The organism is Arthrobacter sp. Leaf337 (genome assembly GCF_001423745.1).
In the GTDB taxonomy this organism is placed as follows: Bacteria; Actinomycetota; Actinomycetes; order Actinomycetales; family Micrococcaceae; genus Arthrobacter.
In genome coordinates, this window is sequence record NZ_LMPC01000010.1 from 16231 (window position 1) to 38626 (window position 22396).

General features: G+C 63.5%; 20 protein-coding genes and 1 pseudogene. 14 read left to right on the forward strand and 7 right to left on the reverse strand.

Annotated elements, in window-relative coordinates; translation table 11 throughout:
- Positions 1-502 precede the first annotated feature (502 nt).
- Positions 503-1033, forward strand: coding sequence for an AfsR/SARP family transcriptional regulator (locus tag ASF98_RS08650; protein WP_235505734.1), 531 nt, complete (start codon positions 503-505; stop codon positions 1031-1033).
- 217 nt (positions 1034-1250) lie between these two features.
- On the opposite strand, the gene ASF98_RS08655 is transcribed toward ASF98_RS08650, so the two are convergent.
- Positions 1251-2360, reverse strand: coding sequence for a hypothetical protein (locus tag ASF98_RS08655; protein ID WP_055800311.1), 1110 nt, complete (start codon positions 2358-2360; stop codon positions 1251-1253).
- A 21-nt stretch (positions 2361-2381) separates the two neighbouring features.
- Entirely contained in the window at positions 2382-4049 is a 1668-nt protein-coding gene (locus ASF98_RS08660; protein ID WP_156372346.1) for a hypothetical protein, read from the reverse strand.
- 350 nt (positions 4050-4399) lie between these two features.
- Here ASF98_RS08660 and ASF98_RS08665 point away from each other — a divergent pair, with 350 nt between their 5' ends.
- The 4 genes from ASF98_RS08665 (at position 4400) to ASF98_RS08680 (ending at position 10165) form a co-directional block, all read left to right on the forward strand.
- A complete protein-coding gene (locus ASF98_RS08665) occupies positions 4400-5818 on the forward strand; it encodes a hypothetical protein (protein ID WP_055800317.1) in 1419 nt (472 codons plus the stop codon).
- 80 nt (positions 5819-5898) lie between these two features.
- Positions 5899-7197 carry a radical SAM/SPASM domain-containing protein gene (locus tag ASF98_RS08670; protein ID WP_200939328.1) on the forward strand — a complete coding sequence of 433 codons (1299 nt, stop codon included), beginning with the start codon at positions 5899-5901 and terminating at the stop codon, positions 7195-7197.
- Positions 7198-7204: 7 nt separating this feature from the next.
- Complete coding sequence (locus tag ASF98_RS08675) at positions 7205-9112, forward strand: LodA/GoxA family CTQ-dependent oxidase (RefSeq protein ID WP_055800323.1); 1908 nt, start codon at positions 7205-7207, stop codon at positions 9110-9112.
- A 102-nt stretch (positions 9113-9214) separates the two neighbouring features.
- Positions 9215-10165, forward strand: coding sequence for a hypothetical protein (locus tag ASF98_RS08680; protein WP_156372347.1), 951 nt, complete (start codon positions 9215-9217; stop codon positions 10163-10165).
- Positions 10166-10399: 234 nt separating this feature from the next.
- On the opposite strand, the gene ASF98_RS08685 is transcribed toward ASF98_RS08680, so the two are convergent.
- The 4 genes from ASF98_RS08685 to ASF98_RS24735 all read right to left on the reverse strand — a co-directional run bounded on the left by ASF98_RS08685 (position 10400) and on the right by ASF98_RS24735 (position 15153).
- The gene (locus ASF98_RS08685; RefSeq protein ID WP_055800329.1) at positions 10400-11308 is read right to left on the reverse strand and encodes a matrixin family metalloprotease; all 909 of its coding nucleotides are present in this window, start codon (positions 11306-11308) and stop codon (positions 10400-10402) included.
- A 65-nt stretch (positions 11309-11373) separates the two neighbouring features.
- The gene (locus ASF98_RS08690; protein ID WP_055800332.1) at positions 11374-11601 is read right to left on the reverse strand and encodes a hypothetical protein; all 228 of its coding nucleotides are present in this window, start codon (positions 11599-11601) and stop codon (positions 11374-11376) included.
- Between the two features lie 341 nt (positions 11602-11942).
- Positions 11943-13166 (reverse strand): SixA phosphatase family protein, encoded by a 1224-nt coding sequence (locus ASF98_RS08695; protein ID WP_055800335.1) that lies wholly within the window; start codon positions 13164-13166, stop codon positions 11943-11945.
- 127 nt (positions 13167-13293) lie between these two features.
- Positions 13294-15153 carry a DNA/RNA non-specific endonuclease gene (locus ASF98_RS24735; RefSeq protein ID WP_055800338.1) on the reverse strand — a complete coding sequence of 620 codons (1860 nt, stop codon included), beginning with the start codon at positions 15151-15153 and terminating at the stop codon, positions 13294-13296.
- A 602-nt stretch (positions 15154-15755) separates the two neighbouring features.
- Here ASF98_RS24735 and ASF98_RS08705 point away from each other — a divergent pair.
- Together ASF98_RS08705 and ASF98_RS23675 are read left to right on the forward strand one after the other, a co-directional pair.
- Positions 15756-15947 (forward strand): hypothetical protein, encoded by a 192-nt coding sequence (locus tag ASF98_RS08705; RefSeq protein ID WP_156372348.1) that lies wholly within the window; start codon positions 15756-15758, stop codon positions 15945-15947.
- A 36-nt stretch (positions 15948-15983) separates the two neighbouring features.
- The gene (locus ASF98_RS23675; protein WP_200939329.1) at positions 15984-16742 is read left to right on the forward strand and encodes an AfsR/SARP family transcriptional regulator; all 759 of its coding nucleotides are present in this window, start codon (positions 15984-15986) and stop codon (positions 16740-16742) included.
- A gap of 378 nt (positions 16743-17120) precedes the next feature.
- On the opposite strand, the gene ASF98_RS25160 is transcribed toward ASF98_RS23675, so the two are convergent.
- Positions 17121-17312, reverse strand: a complete 192-nt coding sequence (locus ASF98_RS25160) for a transposase (protein ID WP_200939330.1) — start codon at positions 17310-17312, stop codon at positions 17121-17123.
- 316 nt (positions 17313-17628) lie between these two features.
- Here ASF98_RS25160 and ASF98_RS08715 point away from each other — a divergent pair, with 316 nt between their 5' ends.
- From ASF98_RS08715 to ASF98_RS08740, 7 genes and pseudogenes are all read left to right on the forward strand, one after another.
- Positions 17629-18363, forward strand: a complete 735-nt coding sequence (locus tag ASF98_RS08715; protein WP_055800345.1) for an AfsR/SARP family transcriptional regulator — start codon at positions 17629-17631, stop codon at positions 18361-18363.
- 557 nt (positions 18364-18920) lie between these two features.
- Positions 18921-19031: pseudogene (locus ASF98_RS24740) on the forward strand (IS5/IS1182 family transposase); the annotation flags it as partial.
- A 314-nt stretch (positions 19032-19345) separates the two neighbouring features.
- Complete coding sequence (locus ASF98_RS08720; RefSeq protein ID WP_055800348.1) at positions 19346-20086, forward strand: hypothetical protein; 741 nt, start codon at positions 19346-19348, stop codon at positions 20084-20086.
- A 28-nt stretch (positions 20087-20114) separates the two neighbouring features.
- On the forward strand, positions 20115-20390 hold the full coding sequence (locus tag ASF98_RS08725; protein WP_055800350.1) for a hypothetical protein: 276 nt from the start codon (positions 20115-20117) through the stop codon (positions 20388-20390).
- 2 nt (positions 20391-20392) lie between these two features.
- Complete coding sequence (locus ASF98_RS08730) at positions 20393-21700, forward strand: hypothetical protein (RefSeq protein ID WP_200939331.1); 1308 nt, start codon at positions 20393-20395, stop codon at positions 21698-21700.
- 52 nt (positions 21701-21752) lie between these two features.
- Positions 21753-22166 carry a hypothetical protein gene (locus ASF98_RS08735; RefSeq protein ID WP_055800356.1) on the forward strand — a complete coding sequence of 138 codons (414 nt, stop codon included), beginning with the start codon at positions 21753-21755 and terminating at the stop codon, positions 22164-22166.
- Positions 22163-22393 (forward strand): hypothetical protein, encoded by a 231-nt coding sequence (locus ASF98_RS08740; protein WP_055800359.1) that lies wholly within the window; start codon positions 22163-22165, stop codon positions 22391-22393. The genes ASF98_RS08735 and ASF98_RS08740 overlap by 4 nt, the downstream gene beginning before the upstream one ends.
- The last annotated feature ends 3 nt before the right edge of the window (positions 22394-22396 follow it).

Consider the following 22396-nt stretch of genomic DNA (forward strand, 5'->3'; position numbering starts at 1 on the left):
TACACGAGCGGAAAATATGCCTGCCTTAAGTGCACGCCCCGACCCGTTATTTTCCGTATCGTCTCAACGTCCAGCAATATGCCCCACGCGTCGGCTGGTCGCGCACCGACCGTTCCTATGGGACTGCGGGATCGCCCGTATGAAGTCCGTGCTTCGTCTGTATTGTGTCCGGTCAACGACGTCTTGACAGGGGAATTTAGAGGTGGCCATATTGGGATGAATTCCACTAGCGTTCTGAAGGGGCGCCCGTGCCATGGGGATCTCCACAAATGGCCGACGGGTTTCGGTCATAGGCAGACTTGGATTGCATCCAATGATCCGATTGTCCTTGCCTGGACGACGGATTCTGGCCTATCTCGCTCTGCACCCGGATGCAGTGACACGTGGAAGGGCAGCGGGCCAACTGTGGCCGGACCAGCCCGAGCAGCACGCACGCGCCAATGTCCGCAGAGCACTGTGGCAGGTGCCGGAAGGGTGGATCGACTCCCTGGGGGAGGAACTGATGCTCCAAGCGGAAGTAGACCTCCCCGGAGTGCGACTCACGGCCGCAAAATCACTTGAAGGACATGAGCTAACCCTCGAGGAGATCGGAACGCTGTCCGAAGACGTCCTGCCGGGCTGGCACGAGGAGTGGGCAACCCGTGCTCAGGACGCCTTTAGGCTACTCCGGGTGCAAGCTCTAGAGGCTGCCTGTCGGTCGATGGCAGCCGCTGGGCACCATGACCTTGCCGCCCAAGCCGGACTCGCCGCACTCGCAGCCGAGCCCTTGCGGGAATCCGCCGCCGACGCCCTGATTTGCGCCCATTTACTGCAGGGCAACAGATACGAGGCTCTTCGCTGCTACCAGGAGTTTGCCCGGCACCTAAAAGATGAACTCGGCGTCCGCCCGGATCCCGCCCTTTCTGAGCGATTTGATGCCATAGCTAGTTCCAAAGCCGAGCAAAACGGGGGAGAAATCCCGATGTCCCAGACAGCCGAGATCGAGCACCTCCGTGGCGAGACAGTAAGGGATTCCAGGCTGCCGGGCCGATAGGGGGAGCCAATATTGGATCTTGCAATGCGCTTGTGTCCTCGGTGAGAATGACGGATTCGATCCCCACGTGGACCTGGTTAGAACTCGTGTCTTTTGTGCTCCGAAAGCGCGTATGTGCAGATGGATCTGATAGTGAGGCGTGTCCGGGGGTCCGTCCCTGCGGCGGAACACCGCCCGGGCCGCCAGGACCAATAGTGCTTCAACAGCTTTCTCCGGATCAAAGCATGCGGAGCGCTACGGGGACGTCCAGCTTGCCCACGGACTCCATGCTGAAGCCGGCGAAAGCGGCGTCGGCCTGGTCGACGCATGCCGTCATAGGCTGAACGATGCTCCGACCGAAACGGCAGGCCAAGACGGTCGCCTTGATCGAGATGAAGTCCGCAATTTGTGCAGCGTAGGCGATGGGTTTTCCGAGGATCTTGATGTCCGAGACGGTGAAGCCACTGCTCTCGGATACCTCGTAGACCGCCCGCACGGGGTGGGTTTTGTCTCCGCGCACATACTTCCAGTTGGCCTTGGGGTCGGATCCGTCCGGCGTTTGCCACCCGGCAACGGAGAGGTCGTTGAAGTACAGGCCTACCGGATTGGCCAGCGACAGGTCCGCTTTCATGCGAGCGACGGAATTCACCACACCGCCGATATGGGGATCGCTGTTGCGCTGGCGAGCGCCGTACTGGCCGCAGGCGATGAGTTCCTGCTCACCCGTAAGGAGGCGCCCGTTTTGTTCCCTGACAATAGTGGCTCCCGCGACCAGTTCGATCTCCGCGCCAAGGGTATTGGCTGCCTGGACGAGGTGCATTGCCCCGTTGACCGTGTCCGTGTTCCATCGGTTGCGGTGGATGTATTGGCCGGATCCATCGAACAGGTCCTCCTTCGTGACGCTGTCTTTGACGAATTCCCGGTACAGGGCGACGACGGTGTCCGGACTGGTCCGGGACAAAACCTCCCAGTACTCCGGGCCTTCACAGGTGAAGTCGACTCTGGTGATCTTTCCGTCGGCATTGCGTGTGACGCTCCATTCGCAGTATTCGTCCTGGACGTCCCTGGAGGCGTCCGCGCTCTCCCACCTTTGTCTGTCGGACGTGGCCCGGATCTTGACCTGGCGGGGGAAGGCGATCCAGCTGACGTCGTGGTCCACGGCGTCTGCGTCCGTATCGGCCTTGGTCAGGTTGTAGTACTGGGCCCGGGGGCTGTCGTTTGTGTGATCCGGGCGGCCCTGGATGGAACGGTCCGTGGTTTGGGAGATGTAGTCGTTCCACGCCTGACGCCCTGCGGCGTCCAGATCTGTCAGGTTTCCGGGAGGGTCGAAGCTGGCAAGGTGAGGCATATGAGTTTTCCTTTCAGTGTGTCACTTCAGGTCAGGGGTTCTGGGGCCAACGGTGCCGTCGGGTCGTGTGTCCAGCAGAGGGGCGTTGGCGGGAATATTGGTGACGGGGAGAGTCAGGGTGAACTCATTGATTTTCATGGCCTTGAATTCGCGGCGACGGGATTCGGACAGACGGATATAGTCATCAACGCCCGCTGGGGTGGCGATTCGACGGTTCACGGAGGTCATGTAGTGTTCGATTTTTTGGGCAAATTCCTTAGGCCATGCTTCGTCAGTCAGCATCCAGTAGGCGGCGAATTCGAACTCCGGCGACGTCTTGGTCAGGTGGCCGGCCGCGGTGACAATGGCGTCCGCAATCGTGGATGTCAGGACGTCCGGGGCGGTGGATCCTGTGGGACAGTACCTCATGAGTGCGGTTCTGCGGGCGCTGAAAAGGGGGTTGCAGAAGTCAACCATCAGCACGCATGCGGCAAACTTGGCACTGATAGTCCCGGAGGCGACCAGGTGGTCTATCACGTTCAAGTCCTCGAAAGCCGGAACGGGAACGGCGAAAGCGAAGAAGCTGTCCCCTTTCCGGGTGAATCCCTCGGCTTCGAGGGCAAATTCGTATTTCGAGACGCCGTGCAGATAGTCCCCTCCGTTCATAGCGGGAAGGGATATGTCCGCAGGGATGGCCAAGGTGTTCAACAGCGCCTCGCTGTTGAACCACAAGCCCAGCGGCGGCGAGAAGGCTGCGTCCGCGCTTAGCGTTTTGAACTCGACAGGGCTGGTGGCCAGATTGACGGTCGTGCTGGTGCACAGTTGACGTAACAGCCAGTCGGGGTGTTCTATCGTTTCGCTCGCGGTCGCCGATCTCAGTCGGGCGACGGTCCAGCGGTCGACGGCAGCCCGCACCGTCGTCTCCAGATCCTCGGCTCCGGTGAGCGGCGGCGACTGGTAATACGGGCTGGACCGGACAGGGCTGTCCGAGGCGAGCAGGATGGTCGAATTCTGCGACTGCCAGTGCATCCACGGCGCCGTCAGTTCCTTCATGACGACGCTGCCGTTGGCATGGCTGTCGAAGCAGGCCTGTCCGCGGGATTCCGGGGCCAGCGCGGTATAGGAATTACCGGACCACACCCAGGTCGCGTCGAGCCGCATGTAGTAGTTGAACACGCCGGCGGAATCATCCCATGACGCTATCTGCAGAAAGGCCGCTTCCGACGCGTCTGCGGCACTCGTGCTGATCATGAGATCAGCCTTCGAATCGCCTCCGCGAACAATCGCGAAGCGAAAATCACGTTCCAGCTGCGGCGCCTCATCCGGCGGGATCTGTCCCGTCTCGCCTACCAGATACGACTTCACGCCCGGAACGGCGCCGGCGTCATCCAAACCGGCCATGACGTCGCCGAGTGTTAGCGGGAAGAGGCCCTTGTTGAAGAACGTGGCAGCCATGGGATCATTCAGCCCGCTGCGCTGCTCAGGTTTCATCACCTCAGGCCCGGCGTCAACTCCCTGCACAAACCGGTAAAGGGTCGCAGGAGCAAGGATCTCCCGCGCCGCTGCCAGGTCGGCCGGTCCAGGCGGTTTCTCTGGCGGCGCCCAAGCCGTTGCCTTCCTCCGCTGGACGTATCCGTGTGCAGCGTTCATAGCCCGATTCCCCGCAATCGACTGATGCTTAAGGCTCAAATAAATCGCGCGCTCAGCCAACAGTGTAGGCTCCAACAGCCGATCCGGGAAGCATATTGACCGTGCACCGCAACGGGGCAGGGCCGTGAGCTGCGCCGCAAGCTCAATTCGGTGGAGTTATTGCCCGGATCGGGCGTGCCTCAAGACTTCCGAGGACAACGGGCTGCCGCAAAGTCGTTTGCAGATTCCACCGATACCGGAAGGGAAGCTTCAGTGACGACCAAATTCCTCTTTGCACCCGTGACCCGCGCGGCTACACCGTCAGTAGGAGCATCGGGGAAACCCCGGGGAAAGTTGACCCCTGGGCGGAAGCCTTGACCCTCCGCGGCAACCGTGAGAGCCTCTACTGCACCAGATCCTAGGAGGGCGCAGTGGCCGGAGACCAGGTCATGTTGGCGGAGGTTTGGCTGCTACCACCGCTTGGCATTGCGCGGCTCGGCCCGTCGCCGATTCCCTGCCCGAACTTCCAGTGGGGGCCCAATGATGTGGGCCCTCGGGGAACCGGCAAGACGACAATTCTCCCGGCAGAGACGCTGCACGTCGCACAAGACGGAACTATCACCGCAGGGGTGCCGGAGGCGGTCTCTTTTCGCGATGAAGTGGGTATCCGCCCCGTTTGCACATTCTTCGAGTTGCATGGCCGCTGGACCGAGGGTGGCCAGGAGGCGACCGGTCCGATCACCGTTTCGCTGCTTAACCAGGCGGGTATCTCGATCGGCGACGTCACGTGGACCGTCGATGTAGCCAACATGAAGGCATACCACATGACCCTCGTCGACGGTGACAAGATCGCAGCTCATCTGGAGCTCCGTGGTGACGAGACCACTCGCCGCCCGCTCATGGGTCATTCACCACCAGATGCCCCGCAACCGTTGGTCCATGATGATGTCCCACTGCCGCTCGGCAGCGTGCAGGTGACCAAGACAACTGCCGATTTCCCCGAGCTGCGACTCCTATTTACCCCCGCAGCCGGACATGTGTACGCTCCGACCGACCTTGACGAACGGAGCATGGAGTATCCGATCCCCGGGGAGCACCGGATACTCAACCCGGCAGCGCAGTGGGCAGGGTTCAGCCTGGTCGAGGACCCGAGAACGAACCCGGGCGGGCTTTTCGCCACCGACGACCAAGGCCGAAGCCTGGGTTTCATCGACGACGTCTGCGACGGGCTGGTGCGCTGTGCAGTGCCCGGGCTTCCGCCAGCGCGCGCGCGTGTGGCCGTCGGTCCTCCGAGGTATGCTCCGGATCGCCGACCCATTGTCTCGCTCGCCGACGGCTTCACGGATCGAGTGAAAAGGCTGGACGTCTCCGACCCTGCTTTTGTAGAGGACTTCGAGTCGACAACGCACGAGGTCCGGGACCTGATGGAACGGGTCTGGGAGACCATGGCTCTGGTGAATGTGGACTTTCAGAACGAACGTGCCCGGGCCGAGAACAGGGGCGTGGCTGCGTCCATGGGCCTACCCCCGGAAGCAGCGGCCGACAAAGCGTTCAAGCGCCCGGATGCGATCGCTGAACGCCCTCTTCCGCTCACGGAAATCGGTCGGCTGCAGCACCATCGCTTGCTATCCCTCGAAGTCTTCGAAGACATGCTCCGCGAGCGACCGGATCTCATCGATCGCGTGATCCGTCCCCCCGGTACGTCCGACAACTACTACGACCGCCGGATGCCCGCGCTCTTTCGGGGGTCCGACCGCCACCCCATGCACCTGACCCGACGCCAGTACGATCTGTTGCGCGCCTGGGCTGCCCGGTTGCGGCGTGACTCAGAGGAAGGAACCTTCACGTGAATCCGAGGACCGAGGAAGAAGGCATAAACGTGAATCTGAGGACCGAGCTGAGGCCGTTCAGTAGCTCCGCAGGAGAGCACGTGCTGGTTGTGGATGGCAGCCGCATCTACGACTTGGACGAGACCACCGCCGCGGCGCTCACCCGCGCACTTGACGGGCAGGGCGACGCAACCGAACTCAACCGGATCTTCGCTCTGGACTCGACGAAGCGGCGCATTGACGGCACGCCGTTGGCCCCGCCCCCCTTGCATGCGATCTCGCTGACCGTCGCCCAGAGCTGCAACATGGGATGCGGCTACTGCTATGCCGACGAGGGACGCTTCGGTGGGGCTCGTCGCATGATGTGCGAGGAAACGGCCCGAGCCACCGTTGACAGGCTGCTGGCTGAAGCAGCGCCGGGCGCTACGGTCGTCGTCGGTTTTATGGGTGGCGAGCCCCTGCTCAACCGCCGCGTGGTCCACGCCACCGCGCGGTATGCAGTGCAGGCCGCCGCGGCGTCCGGTCATGCCGTTCGGTTCACGATCACGACGAACGGCACAGTACTCAAGGAAGAGGACGTGAAGCTGTTCTCGGAGCTACCCTTCACGGTGGCAGTCAGTCTCGATGGCGACCGCGCGATGCATGATGCGACGCGGCCGTTGCTCGGCGGCGGCAGCTCCTACGACCGGCTGATTGCCGGCATGCGGTTGTTCGAGCGCCACGGCCGGCCCCAACACCTTGCCGCGCGCGTCACGGTCACTCCACCCCTGATCGACAAGCTGGGCGACGTGCTCGAGCACGGCATTGGCCTCGGCTTCGACGAGGTCGGGTTCGCCGCCGTGCTGAGCTCTCCCGACCCGCGGCTCGCCCTTGGGGGTGAGGACTTTCCCCGGCTGTTGAACGCAATGGTCAACTGTGGTGAAACCGCCCTGGCAGAGTTGAAGGCGGGACGTAGCTACCCGTTCGGCAACTTCGAGACCGCACTCGGAGAGCTGCATCGCGGAAGTCACAGGCCGTATCCCTGCGGCGCAGCAGCCGGATACCTCAGCGCAAGCTCCGACGGCGGCCTCTTCGCCTGCCATCGCTTCGTCGACGACCCGAAGTTCGCCATGGGCGACGTACGCACGGGCCCGGACCACGGTGCGCGGGCGTTGATGCTGGCGGAACGCCATGTCGACCGGATGGACCCGTGCCGGCAGTGCTGGGCCCGCTACCTCTGCGGTGGAGGTTGCCATCACGAGGTCGTCAGCCGTGGCCGGCCGGGCTGCGACTACATTCGAGGCTGGTTGCAGTTCTGCCTGCGCGCCTACGTCGAGCTGCTCGACAGCCGGCCGGAGTACTTCGTGAACGGCCGACCGGAGCAGCTCACACCCCTCAGCACTGCTACGACCTTCGACTAGGAGAATCATGGCCGACTCCGTACCGGACCCTTTCGCCAACAAGGTCTACCCGCGGAACCTGACGGCGCGCGCCGACCAGATCGTGCGCGGCAACTCCGCCTCGACACGGCCGGAGAGCGGGGTGGACAACTGCTATCCAGGCCTGGAAATCGACCAGCGGAACCTGGACCGACGTTTCTTCCCGGGGTTGCGCTTTGCCTTCCACCGCGGCGACGGGGCGCTGCTCGAGGCTTGCGAAGCCGGTTTCGGCGATCTCAGTGACAAGGACCTGCCGCTGTGGTTGTGGACGGTGGTTGGGTTCACCACGGCCGAGCAGCAGTCGCCTCCGGTGATCGGATGCAACGGCCTCGGAGGCCTCGATGTGTGGCGGCGCGTTCACGATCTGCTGCCCGGGCGGATCGCGGTCATTCTCGGCCCTGAGCCTGGGTTCTCCGCCGAAGCGTCCCGAGCTGCGTTCGATGACCTCGTGGCAACGTTCGATGATGGGCAGCCCCGTGTTCGACGAGGATCAGACGGTTTAGTCCTCTCCGTGGCTCTGGTCGGCGAGCGCGCCGCCTACCTTGACGAAGGTGGTGTCCTCGAGGAGGTGTTCGAACCCGGAGAGCTGACGAGCACGCTCTGTGCGCCCTGGCAGTACGACTTCAATGACTGCGGCTGCTTCTACTGGGCAGCAAGCAAACCTGACGTGGTGACAAGCGTCGATGGCAAGCATAAGTACCTCAACTTCCAACGAAGCGACCGCACCACCAGCCCGCCGGCCGACGTGCCCCCAGCTGACTTCGAGAGCTGGGCTCAGGTTCGACGGCAGCAGGAGCTCGGATACTCCGAGCTCATCGCAGGGGCGTGGAACGAGTTGCCGATTGTGCTTAACGACCGTGAGAGCGAGACCTTCGTCCCTCCGCCCGCGCCCAAAGTCGATGAGCTGTGGGACCGTGACCGCGTCGTGCGTGAGCTGACCTATCTGGCGACTGTTGAGCACGCTCTCTGTGTCGAGTACTTATATTCGCACTATTCGGTCAAGGCGCCGATGACGCTGGACTCGGCCGCCGACGCAGGGGAACGGGCCCGCTTCGCCGCCGCATACGAGGTGTTCAGGGTCGCGATCGACGAGATGCACCACATGCGGTGGGCCAATGAGGCACTCGCGCTGTTGCAGGCTCCCCCGTCAGTCGGCCGTGCGTCCAAGCTTGGGCGGCAGTTGGACCAGCCGTTCAAGCTGGAGCGGCTGACGCCTGCGCAGCTCGACTGGTACATCGATGTGGAGGCGCCCAGCCAGTCCATCAATGAAGGCCTCGACGGGATGTACGTGCAACTGCACGTAAGCATCGTGCGTCAGCCCGAGCTGTTCCCCGAACAGGAACGACTGGTGCCGCTGATCAAGCTGATCATCGACGAAGGCGAAGAGCACTACGAACGGTTCAAGGCGGTGAAGCGCCATCTGGCGCCGATGCAGGTTGACGAATACTTGCATCCGCTGGCTGCCGCCAGCCCCGGGACTTCCGAGGCGAGGCTGGCGCAGCTGAGCGACCAGAACTACGCGATCCTGATCGGGTTGCTGCAGGAGACGTTCGCGCTAGGTGACCTTGCCGCCGGACTGATGATCGAGCAGGCGCGCCGGGCTATGCACAACCTCCACGAGACCAACCATTTCCTGGCGGCGCGGGGCATCGCGCCACCGTTCACCTTGCCGCCGGACCGGCCACCGGTCGAACCGTGGACGGGTGGGCAACCGGACGCAGGGGCGCGGAAGGCGGCGTCGGATCGGCTCCTGCAGCTCAGCGAGGAGAGCTTCGCCTCGCTGGAGGAGGCGCTGCAGGGGACGGAGGCGCCTGACGAGATTGCCTTAGTCGAGCGGCAGCGGCCGGTGCTCGAAGAGCTGTTCGCCGCAACGCAGCGGATCATTCAGGAGGCCTAGGTGCCGGCTGCGGTCATCCTGGGTCGCGGCATCGCTGGGCTCACCTGTGCTGCGCTGCTCTTGGAGCGAGGCTGGGCGGTTGAGCTGTGTGGGGATCGGCCGGTGATGCCGCCCGCCGTGCTGCTCAACCCGATCACCTGCACGTTGCTGACTCAAGTGTGGGGCCAGTCCGACCTGCTCTCCGACGCCATACCCCTTCGGCGACGTCGGGTCGCGTGGGGGGACGCCGCGGCCGTCGACGTGCCGGACCCGGGGATGAGCGTCGGTGGTGCAGCCCTGCTGGACCGGCTCGAGCACGAGTTCACGGCTCGCGTTGCGGGCCGCCCCATGATCGCACTGGAACACAGTTGGGTGCTGGACGCCCGTGGTCGTCCCCGCGGCGAGCACGAAGGGAACCGTCCGGCGGGCCATCGCTGCATCATCGCAGCCGAGATCGATGCTGCCCCCGAGGCAGGGGGTGATACGGCAGTGATTGCGTCCGTCCGGGAGGGATGGGTGTTCGCCCTGCCGGCCTCCAATGGCCGGATGCTGGTACAGGCCATGGTCGCCGAAGCACCCGCCGACCCGGCAGCGACACTCACCCATATCCTCGCGGCGACGGCGCTTCCGCTGCGCCCGCTTCTCGCCGTACCCGGGCTGTTCCCCTCTGGGCCCGTGGTCTTCCCGGCTGCCCCAGGACTAGCACCACGGTTAGCGGAGCCGGGTCGGCTGCGGGTCGGCGACCGGGGCGTGGCAGTGGACCCGTTGTGCGGAGACGGGACCGGAAACGCTGTTCGTGCGGCTTTGCTGGCCTGTGCCTGCGCTGCGGCTGTCGAAGAGGGTGCACCGGAGGACGCGGTGCTTGCCCATTATGAGAACCGGCTGCACACGGCGTATGCAGCGCATCTGCGCACCTGCATCGCGCTGTACCAGCAGGCCTTCAACAGTGCCGCCTGGCGCGCAGAGCTGGGCGCCATGCGCGCGAGTCTCGCCCGCATACCGCAGAGGCGACCAGCTGCATACGGTCTGGCTGGCCGCTCCCTGGTACCACTTGTGGCCACCACCCCCGCCTGATTGCCAGGAAGGACAATGGGTTTTCCGGCTTCTAGGCATTGTGGAGCAGCCGGTCCCCGCGGGCCGGTGATCCACCGTGTGTCTGGTTGCGCCGTCAAGGACGACGTCCGTTGAGTGGGCGATTAGACTGGGCCGTCCAGTCGCCCAGCCGGGGGCGTCAACGAGGGCCCAGTGCGCAACTGGGTGCGGATGCTCCCGGACGGCCGGGCCGCTCTTGACGCCTGTCTTAGTCGCTTATGCGTCGATTAGCTCGAAACTCGTAAACGGGGGCCCGTAGACTTTCTGTGAGCCGGCCCGGTCAACGTCCGTGATCGCCAGATCGCGGGACCCAACGCCGCCGCAGAAGTAGTGCATAACCGACTTCGGATCATAGGCGCTCAAGTCGATAGTGTCCGTGGAATCTTCATCCGGGCAAACCCTCGGGGCGAGCGAACGAATATGCTCATGCCTGAAGCCCAGGGTGTGCCCCAACTCGTGCCGGAGGACTCCGACATGATCGAAGCCGGTGGTGAAGTATGAAGGGTCGATCAGCAGCCGCCGCCGGTTAACGATGTCGTTCGGAAAGAAGGCCGCAGCGATGAATGCTCCAGAGGCATCTACCAGGCGAACGGGGAACACCACCGGTGGCCGCAGCGAATCGCTACCGTCCAGGTCGTTCCGGTACTCGAACTTAATGCCGCATGTTTCTTCCCATGCTCTTGTCGCTGTCTGCATGTTCGCGGCTATCTCTTCATACTGTGCTTGGTCATTGAATGTTTTTCTGAGAACGCAGTATGTCAGGGTCGTGCCCGGGGACCAGCGGACTATTTTAGAACCTTGCAGAATCCCCACCAGTTCGCTGCTCACGCCTACAAAGGAATCGGATAGTGCAACCTCCGCAGTGCCTGCGGCGTTTTCCCCTAGCCGGACGGCTTCGCGGAGGGCCGCTTGTTGTTGAGTGTAGATAAACAGTTGGTCAACGTCGAGCAGGTAGTCGCCCTCCACGCGCCAAAACTCCTCGCCATCAATGGTGACTTTGGGCAGCCGGTCCTCCGGCGCGGTCCCTGACACTCCACTGCGTTGGGTCCGTGATAAGGATTTGTCGACTGAAAGGGTCCCTTTCCCGCCCGATGCGGCCGGCTCGTTACGCTGGATCTTGGCCATGGGTTCTTCTCCTTTATTCAGAGTTTGTTCCCGGATTTTCACGCGTTTATTTCCGGGAAGCTTGCCTAATCACTCAATAGGTCTGGCCTGAAACGCCTCGTCCATTCGACAATCACCTGATCGTCGTCCTTCAGCATGTCCCCGCCGACCACATAGAACGTTTCGTTATCAACGACAACAGGCGCGAGCCGCCCCCGCCACCGGATGAACTCCGGCAACGCGGAGACAAGCTCCCGGACTCCGGGATGCCGGTCCAGCAACTGGTTTTCCATACTCTGGTCGCCTTCATCCATTGAGTCCGTCCATTGCGTGTCAAGGAACCAAACCTCACGGCGACAAACACCATCAGTACCGTTGGCAGGTCGGTGAAAAACGGAATGATGGGAGTTCATCAAAGGGGCCGGGTAGAAACTGCTGACCCATATTGGCCTGGAAGTCTGCAACGGCCTCATGGCCAGAAAGGAGACTCCTTCAGATGACGTGTCTCAGCGCGTACAACCAGCAGCTGCACATCGGGGAAGAGGCCCCATGAACCCCGCCGCCAATCCCTGGTAACCCGGGACAGCTTCTCATATGGGTGATCGTTGGGCCGCATAGCTCGGAGGTGCTTCTCTGGCGTCGGCGTTCCTGGTGTCTAGGGAGGTTGCTTCGGCTGCCAGCCCGTCATGGCGGCCTCCTGTCCGTACCGAAGGTTGCAGATTCTGCCGTTTGTGACGATAAGGAGCCGCTCGAATTCATTAGCTGCGATAGGCGTGATCGTTGGGCCGCCGAGCCGTACGACCAAGTCAGGAACGGTATTGCTGTGCCCGACGATGAGCACCGTCGTGGATCCCGTCAGGCTGCGGATCGCTTCGACCACCTGTGCCGGGTCGTCCAGAACGGTCGGCTGCAGGCCGAGATCCTCGGCAAGCGGTTTTGCGGTCGCTTGTGTCCGCTGCAGCGAGGTCACGAAGATCGCCGTGATCCCGGAACCGCCGAGCACGTGTCTGAGTTCCTGGGCACGTGCGGTGCCGGTGGCGTTAAGCGGAGGATCGGTGCCGGCACCGGACGTCACGTCCGCGTGCCGGATCAGGACTACGGTTGGCCAGAGCCTCGGGGGCAGTCTCCTCGGTGCCCCAGCCCTTGCTGCCAGGTATTCCAGGACCGTGCGTGTCTTGGTTTCCTGGGCCGGGTCCAGATCGATGCCGTGTTCCCGGAACAGGTTTTCGAAGGCCTGCTGGGCGGCAGGAGCTTCCTCGGGTCCGACCCGGGTGGATAACTCAAGGAAACGCAGCCCGTCGCCAACCACCCACTGCTCTGCGAATATTTTCTGCCCGTTCCGGGCAAATTCCCATTTCGTGCCGTCAATGGGGCCCAGGGGGGTCAGCTGGGACAGATCTGCAGGTACCCGGGCACAGTCCTCCAGAAAGGTGCGCTGGGCCGACACCAGAGGAACCCCGCGGCCTTCTGCCACTACGGCGTCGAAGACGCCGTCCTCAATCTTGGCTTCCAGTGACGCGGCGACGACGTGGCGCTGACCGGCCCAGTCTCCCTCGACACGGAAGTCCCAGTCCTCATCCTTGCGGGCATTGATCCACCGGTGTGTGAGCTGGGAATCCTTGCAAGGCCGCAGCTTGGCAGTGACATCGTCCCGGCGGCCCTTGTTCCTGCGCAGCCGGAGAATAATCCCGTGATTGAGCAGGGGGAGTCCCGCGGGCCCGTCCGGACCGGCAAGATCTTCGCAGAAGTAGATCGTCCGGCGCTGCTTTTCGGCGTGCTCAAGTTCAAAGGCCTCCGCGGCCGCCGGGATGCCGTCGCCCCTGACAGTGACCTTGATCTCCACGGCGTCAAGGCGCCGCGCCCGCTCCTGGCCGTTCATGATCCGTCCCTGATCCTGGATCGGGCTGCCGGTGAGGGCCAGCCCTGGTCCACTGTTCCGCTGTTCGTGGACGCTGCCTGGGACGAAATTGTTCCCGTTCGCCCGGATGAAAGCGAGACGGCGCCGGTCACCATTGGATGTCGGAGAGATCGTCGAGCGGTTGCCGGTCCCCGATCGCTTCGGGGGCCACGAAAGTGTCCGCGGTTCGCAGTTCGTCGGCGAATCGCAGGCGTGTGCGTGCCTCGATTTCGGTGACGGAGACCTGGAACACTCGGAATTCGTCGAGTTCAAGCGCCTCGAGCTGATTCAGGTTCTGGGTCAGCAGGAACGCTCGGCTCTTCAGCTGCCCTTGTTCGATGAAGGCGAGGATTTTCCAGTACTCGCGTGGGAGCGGTGTTCCCCGGTACACACGGTCATCGTCCTGGAAGACCGGCCCGCCGAACACGCTGACCTTGAGATCGGTGACATCGACATCGGCGAACACCGCGTCCTCGATCCGTCCCCACACCCCGTTTTTGCTGCTTTGGTTAAAATCGTCCATCTGCGGGGTGATGTTGGTGAAGAAGAACGAGTCCTTGTTGGCGCGTTGGGCTTCGGGCATGCCCCCCCACAGCAGGTCGGCCCTGCGCGCGAGGTGCCCGCGGTCGATTCGGTTGCCGCTGTAAAGCTCATTTCCGCTCTGGAACTCGGCGGGGATCCGGGGGTCCTTGACGAAGGGGATGCCGTTCCGGTTGATTTTTTTCAGGGTGCCGCCGTCGATGTTCCATGCGACCCATCGGGCGAACCGCCTCGATTTGCTCAGCGCGAGCGAGAAATGCGTGTACGGGATGATCTCGGACCCCTCGAACTGGACAGCGTCCTCCTGCAGGGACTCGATGAGCGCCGGCGGTGCGATCCGGGCGCCGAGGAATCCGGGCGCGTACCCGCCGGGCGCCGCCTCGGTCGCCTCCCCGGGTGCGGGCGGCAGCAGGGTGATTTCCAGTTTTTCGAACACAGACTGGGGCAGGCACGCGAGGGCGTGCTCGTCCGTACTGCTGCCCGTTTCCCCGCCGAAGTGAAGGCCAGCGAGCACCTTGGAAGGCTTGCCGTTGGCAGCCTTGAACATCCACGCCGCACCCGAATCGCCGCCTTTGCTGATCTCGCCGTCCGCTGGCAAGTTATCCGGGTCGGGGCCGATCTCGAAGCAGCCGATGGCGTGCTGCCCGGCGGACCCGTAGCTGATCTTGGCGATGGTGTCGACACGGCGCACGACCCCGTGGGTCACGCCCGTGGTACGGCCGCTTTTGACCACCTTGTCGCCGAGTTCGGGCTCGCCCAGCTGTTCGGGCGCGACACCAAGGTCAAGGATCGCCGCTTCGAAGCGACGGTCCTCGATTGTGGAGACCGCGCAGTCGCCGGCCACGCCCAGGTGAGAGCGTTTCAGCCGGCCGAGCCGGTTGCCGTCGATGCGGTTGTCGTCATGTGGGCCGGGCTGGACGACGACGTCGCCGAGAATGCCGGCGGGGCCGTGCAGTACATGCCAGTTACTGAGTATCAGCGGTGTGCCGTCGTTCTTGTCATATACGATGCACCCGATAGTGCCAGCGCTGACCCTGACGTGCCCGACGCTGACGCCGGGCACGATCGGGTCGACCCGGAGCTTGGACTGCGGGGGGACGGCTTCGGCCACTACCCGGAACGCGGGCTCATAGCTGCGTTCGATCACATCAGTGGGCACCGCGACGCCATCCACCACGATCGTTTCTGGTATCGCCACCGTGTCCAGGGATTCCAGATCCTCCAGTCCCACCTTCTCGTCGACGGTGAATTGCAGCGAGATCTCTCGCGTCGCTTTGCCTTCGGTGACTTTGTAGCCGACACCGACCGAGGAAATGTTCGGATCGTCTAGATAGTCGGCGCCCTTCGTCCTGATGAACTGCCGTAAGGATGCCAGCAACTCCTCGTCACCTGCCGTTGATTCCCCCGATGAACGCTTTCTGGTGGTCATTGAAGTCCCCCTTTTGCTGTGTCGGTGAAATCCTTTAGGCTCCCTGGCGGGAGGTCTTGAGATGCCCCAGATCCGGGTAGTAATTTCCACCGATGGTCTCAACTCAAGAGTGTGCACCCGTCGTAAGACGCCAGTCAACAACCCGACAAGACCCAAGCATGCTGCCCGCGAACCTGCTTGAGTATCTCGGTGGAAGCCTGCATCGGCAGTTGGGAAAGTCAACTGCATCAAGAGTGGCTCGGACGACCTCACCGACCCGACCGACCGGTCCGGTTGGCGCGGCCCCCGACAGGCTAGGCGAAGAGGCGGGCCCCTCGGACCCGCCAGTGGTCGTCACCGGCTGCGAGCTGAGATCGGGCGCCAGCTGGCGAACGACAGGCAGATTCAGGCGGCGGGCACCGGATTGGAACGCAGATGCCGGTCTCCGCTGCCAACGAACCGCGACCGCTCAATGGTCAGCCCCAACCAGCAGCAACGGTGAGCAGGCGCGATGTGTAGCTCAGCAGCTGGCTGGTTTGGACCGCGCGGAAAGCCGACACCACGGAATACACCGTGACGCAGGCGTCACGCAGTGTTGACGAGGATGCCCTAGTGTCTTGAATGTGAGCACTGAGAGCAACCGGTCGGGGGTGATGCTCGTGCGGGCGTGGGTGCATGACGGGCAGGTGGTCGCCCGGTTACAGTCATCCCTGTCCGGCGAGGCCGATCATAGCGCCCAGATCACCGTTGGTTTCTCTCAGATCGAGGAGAGGATGCACGAGTGGCTGCGTGAGGTGGCCGATACGCCACAATAACGCTGGTGTAACGCGAGGGTGGGCACTCTGTGTGGTATGCCATCCCCTGAAGTGCGGTTGCGACTGCTTGAAGGTTTCGAACTGACCATTGACGGGCAGCCACTGGAACTGCCGCCGTCGGCCGAGCGGCTCGTTGCGTTCCTGGCACTACAGCTGCGGCCAGCCCTACGATCACACGTCGCAGGCTTGCTGTGGGGTGATCGTGATGACGGCCGTGCCGCCGGTTGCCTGCGATCCACGATCTGGCGGACCAATTCCGGCCACGCGGCGCCGGTGATCGATGCCAGCCGATCGCGAATCGTATTGCACGGGAACGTTTCAGTAGACGCACGCGACGCCGCAACTGCCGCGCGCGCCCAACTCGCAGGCGGTCCTCCAGTCGACCCCGCCATGCTTACAGGTGAACTACTGCCGGGGTGGTATGAAGACTGGGTTCTAGTAGAACGTGAGCGCCTGAGGCAGCTGTGCCTGGAGGGAATGGAGCAGATGGCCCAAACGCTGCTGGAAGATGGCCAAGCCCACCTGGCCGTCGAGGCGGCGCTGGCGGTCGTGGCGGCCGAGCCGTTGCGGGAGTCCGCCCACCGCGTACTGATCGATGCCCACTTCAGCATGGGCAACCGTGTCGCCGCGCTGCGGCAGTTCGACCAGTGCAGGGCGCTCCTCGCCGCAGAGCTCGGCCTCCAGCCAGGGGAGGCACTGGCGGCTTCCGCCGCGCGTGCCCACGGTTCGGCTGCGATAACACAGGCGGCGAGGAGACTGCTCACGGGAGTCGAGGCCGCGATCACACCGGCCTAGGGTGTCTCGCCTAAGCGCAGCCAGATGAGTGCGAGTTTCTCGTAGCGGGTGGCGATGCCACGCCACCCTTTGAAGAGGCTGAAGGATCGTACTTGTTCCACGCCGACTGGAACGGGCGAGTCGCCGTCCGGGGCCAAGAATCATCGCCAATGGCCGGACCTTGCCGTCGCAGGCGGGATGGATCTTGGTGCCCAGTCCGCCCATGGAGCGGCCGAATGCGTGGTCGGAGGGTTCAGCAAACAGTTCCTTGTAATTCGGGAGTTCCCCTGTGGTGCGGGGAAGGTTCGCCCCGTGTCGGTGGGCCCTGTTGATGGTCGAGTCCACCGAAACCGTCCAGTCGATCAGGCCGGCGGCCAGAAGCCTCCCGCGGATCCGGTTTCAACATCTCGTCGGGCGCGTAACGGCAGTGCCGCCGCTTCCAAACAGTCTGCCACGGTCCAAACTCCGGGGAATGTCCCGCCAGGCAATGCCGCATCGGTACCGGCAAATGATCCCTTCAACGACCTGGCGGTGACCCGGAACGGCTGCCCGTGTCGACCGTCCGAACTCGGGCAGCAACCGCTCGACCACTGATCATCACTCAAAGCAGAAGTTCGGCGACATCCTCAAGCATTCCCGACAGCAAACCCCCGATTTCAGGAGACGCGCGAAGATGGCTCCTGGGCGGGAAGGTGAGACGCCTGCCAGAGACCGGAGTGGACTCTCTGTTTCCGACACGCGCGTGACAGGTGTTGCTCCTGAAACCCAAAGATGCTGGAGATCACCCATATTGTTCTTCGGAAAACTGCCAGATGACGCAGATCATTGACAGCCCGGCCCTGGCTGCGGAAAGTCGTTGCTAACTGTTCCAGCTTTTCAGATCCGCGCTGGATTTTTGGGGGTGCCCATGGGCAATGATGGCTGTGGCTTTCAATTGAGTCTGCTTCAAACGTGGCAACTTTGCCGCGGCACCAAGGTCGTGCACGTTGCAGCTCGGCAACAGCGGCTCATTACTGCGTTGGCGATCAATGGTCCCCGCCCACGAGGTTATCTGGTTGGTTTGTTGTGGCCCGAGTGTCGCGAGTCTAGGGCACTCGAAAGCTTGCGAGTCAGCATCCACCTCGTCTCGCGGCAGGTCCCCGGCCTGCTCATCAACGGTGGGACGGTGCTGTCACTCAGCGAAATGGTCGATGTCGACCTGCACCGGGTCCGCGCGCAGATCCGGGAACTGCGCCGAACTGGACTTAATGGAAACGTGGCCTCATGTCTGCACCAGTTGCGGGACGCCGACTTGCTCCCGGGCTGGTATGACGACTGGGTGCTGTTTGAACAGAGCAGGTTGCGGCAGGCCCGGCTCCACGCACTTCAGATCATTGCTCGGGAGTCGCTGACGCGCTGTGACTATGAGTCTGCCTTGGAGGCCTCGGAGGCAGCATTGGAACTTGAACCGCTCTATGAAAGTGCAGTTGGACTTCTCATCCAGACTGAGCGGAAGCAGGGCAACAATGCGGCCGCACTTCGGGCTTTCGACAAGTATCAAGCGAAACTGAAGGAGGATATGGGACTGGTGCCTTCGGAGGCCATTCGGCGCCTTGTGGCGGACATCATCGTCGGAGCCACACTGCAAACTAAGGAGAGATAGCTAGACCTCGCTAGGAGGGGCAGACTGGGCAAAGAGCCACTGGCGCACAACGCTAAGGACCTCGTTCGGATTGGCACTGTAGGCGGTGCCCGGCTCATCGCCCGGGACTTGGCTATAAGTAACCCTGGCGCGAAAACTTGGCTCCTGGTTTGATTCGTGCCATGTGCGGATAACTAGCGTGCCCATGGACGGCATTGACGAGTCCGACTCGTCTTCATCGGAGATTCCTGACGGACGATCATCGTTGGTCATGGCATTTCACCTTTTACTCTCAATCATCGACGACCCACATCCTGATCGATCGCAATCTTGGCGCTCAGCGAGTCCGTCTAGGTTGTCAGCCGAGAGCTTGGTGAACGTTCTCCCTGGCAACTACCCGGGGAACGGGGACCCCGGATGCCTTGATCCTGCTGCACAAGAATCAGGAATCAACCTGTGTTTGCCAAAAGTTCGCTCAAGATCGCCGAAAGCAAAATGACCAGGACCGGCGCTAGGCCGCATTTTGCCGACGGAAAGGATATGCCGAAGTAGTCCGGCATGGTAGGCATCAATGCCGTCAGAAATCCTTCAGTCTCTTCAAACAGTGGCGTGGCATCGCCACCCGCTACGACAAACTCACACTGTCCGGCGTTGTCCTCCATGCCGTCGTTATCTGGCCACGCCAATAAGGGAGACACACCCTAGCTGAGTCTGGAACCACGTCTCCCGGGTCAATGGATGCTTCGAAGACGCGTTCGAGCAGTGTGCTAGGGGCTCCCGTATGGGGTTTTTAGTCGCTCAGCGGCTTGTAAGTTGATCGGGGAAAATTTGGATGTCGGGGTGCTGCGCAGTGCTCGCGCTCGACCCCGACTGGTAGCAGACCGGGCGCTCGTCCGCGCCACCGGAACCCTAGGCAGGCCGGGCGTTGGCGCGACGGGGGCGTGTGACGGGTCAGTGACGGAGCTTTGACGATTGGGTGACGGCACGAGCTTAGGGTCGAGCTATGTCCGGACTCGTCGACCGCCTCATGGTGCGCTACCTCGACCCCGTTGCGGTGCAGCACCTGCTGGTGCCGGTGGGGGACACGGCCCTCGCGCGTGCCCGGGCGCTGCTTACCAGCGTGTACGAGGCGGAGTCGCTGGGCTTTGAGGCAGTCGATCAGGTCACTGTGCAGGGTCTTTCACACCAGGTGCCGATCGCGGCTGGGCGGACCAGCCGGGGGACTTGGGAGCGGATCACGCCCTCGCCCGAACACACGCTGCTCACCCTCGACGCACCCGCCGCCGCGCCCAGCGACTGGATCGACCTCAGCCTGGAAGTCGCAGTCGCGGTGCGGGTCAGCGACCGCGGGCCGCTGCTGGAATCGGTGGCATCTCAGAAGGTGGCGACGCCGGCGGGAGCCGACCCCGCCCTCGGCTACCGACTGCATTATGCCGAGCCCGCGGTCTATGTGCCCACCGACCCGGCCGTGCGGCGCACCTACCCGCTGCGGGTGTGCGCCCTATTCCTAGACGGCTCCGATCTTCTGTCGGCCCTGCGCCGGGTGGCCGCCGCCCGCCGGGAGGTGGACGCGGCCCAGAACTTCCGGGACAGCTACGAGGGCGGTGCCGTTCGTTCGGCCGCTGCCTGGATCGCGGTCTTCGACGACGCCGCCTTCCAGGGCCCGGCGCCTGCGCCAACCCACGACGACGTCACGCGGCTGCTGGCCGCGGAGGGGATCGTCGCTGCCTTCGAGACCACTTGAGACGTCCATGACCGAAGAAGGAGCCTCCATGCCCGACACAGACAAGCCCGGCGGCAAGGCCGCCGGGGTCGAACCCGCAGCGCAACCCAGCCGCGCGACGCGGCGGAGCACGAAGACCGACGGGGCCGAACCGGAGGCACAACCGACCCCCGCCCCGAAGCGTCGGCGTCCGAGTCCCGCGACGGCCGGTACGACGGAGGCCAGGACGGCAGAGGGCGGCGAGCCGACGCGCACGTCGGCGGAGCTGGCCGAGCTGGAGCGGCTCCGGGCCCGGCTGGTCATGAAGTCCCGTGGGAGGCGATGACGGTGCCGGTCAAGTACATCGACGTCAACGCGCGCAGCGACATGTTCGTCGCTGCGACGCGGGCCTTCGGGACGATCGCGATCGTGGGGAGGGGCCGCACAGGCAGTCCGGTCTCCGAGCCGCGCGCCTTCACCGACCCAGCGGACGCCGTCAAGGAATATTCCCTGCCAGGCCGCACAGTGGACGACGGCGTGCTGAACTCCACCACGACGCTCACCTCGGCTAAAGCCGCCTTCGTCGCGGCCGATGTCGGGCGGACGGTCAGCGGCCGGGGCGTCGCGGATAAAACGGAAATCGTGAGTATCACCGACGGCACCACCGTGGTTCTGAGCAAGGCGGCCACGGCCACCGCGAACGAGGTGAGTATCACCCTGGGCCGCACACCCCCCTCGGACCTTGAGGCGGCGATCGCGATCGCGTTCCGACAGTCACCGCCACCGACGACGATCTGGGGCGTCCAAGTCGACGCCGCCACCCCGGGATGGGACGACGCCCTAACCGCGGTATCCACCCTAGACGCGCAGATCGTGCTACTGGCGAACACACCGCTGAACGACGCCAACAAGGACACGCTGCGCAAGCTCGCAGCGCACGTGAACACAGTCTCGAACACCGGGAGCGATGGGAAGGAGCGGATCGGCGTCGCCATGCTCGACACGAAGCTCTCAGCCGTCGCGGCTGCGGCTCTGAACACCGGGCCGCTCAGCGACGAGCGCATGGTCCTTATCGCGCACAAGTCCGACGAGGACGCCGCGGCGGCGCTGGCAGGCGTGGTGGCCGGCTACGAGCCGCACATATCGCTGCTGCTCAAACCGATCCGGCTGAACCAAACCACGGCCTTCACCGACACCGAAATTGACGCATTCGACCAGGGATTCGTCAACTGGGTGACCAGCCCGGTACTGCTGCCAGGGCGGGGCACGTACCTCGGCGAGGCGTACACCGCCAACCCGTCGCAGGGGAACAAGAAGTACGTGGATGTAGTACGTACGCTCGACGATACAAACTTCCGCATCAAGGCTGGGCTGATCCGTTCGATCGGCAACCTGCGGATCAGCCGGTCAGGTCTTCGCGCCGTCGAGACGATCGTCGAGTCCGTGCTCTCCCCGCTGGTCTCCCAGCACGTGATCGAGGACTACGGCATCACCATCCCGCTGCTTGTGCTGCTCGAGAAGGACCCGGCCTCGCTTTCGGCGGCCGAGCTCGCCCAGATCCAAGCCGCCCAGGCCAACCGCAACGTCGACATGACTGTGACCGTTGACTACGCGGGTGCGATCCACCGCCTCCACATCGACTTGGTCTTCACGTAGCCGCCCTTCGGCCGGTCCTCACCGTCCCGGCCCTCATCCCGCAGGAGCACCGATGCCCGACCCCCTGAAGTGGGACACCCGCCTGACGATTATGCGCGGGACCGAGCCGATCTCACCGGTCGACTCCTTTAACCCGACTTTCTCGACCCCGACCCAGCCGTTCCACTCCCTGGAGGCGGACAACGTCGGTTATGTCGTCCAGCCACAAACCTTTACCTTCACGATGGCTGTGAAGGCGGTGGGGCCGGCAGTCGCGCAGTTGACCGACATCGCCCGCCGCAGCGAGGCATTCGCCCTTTCGCTCTCACCTGAGCGTGGTAACGACTGGACCTACGCCAAGGTCGCCTTCAACGACTGCTACATCACCTCGATAGCCAACACCGTGGTCATCGACGGCGTGCCGACGACGACTTTCACCTGCATCTGCCTCGAGGTGCTCACCACCGCGGCAGGAGGCGGGAAGTGAGCGACGGACCGGGCGTGCGTGTCCTCAGCAGTGGCATCGCGGTCGTCCACGAGGGCGAGCAAATCGTGCCCGCCGAAGGGGCGAGCGCCCGTTTTGGCCCACCGCCCGCGTCCGACATCCACTACTCCTTCCCGGTGCACGTAGTGGTCGTCGGCGGCCTCGATGATCAGGCCAGCACCGCGATCCAAGAGGACCTCCTGGACAAGCTTTACCGAGCGCTGGGCTGACTC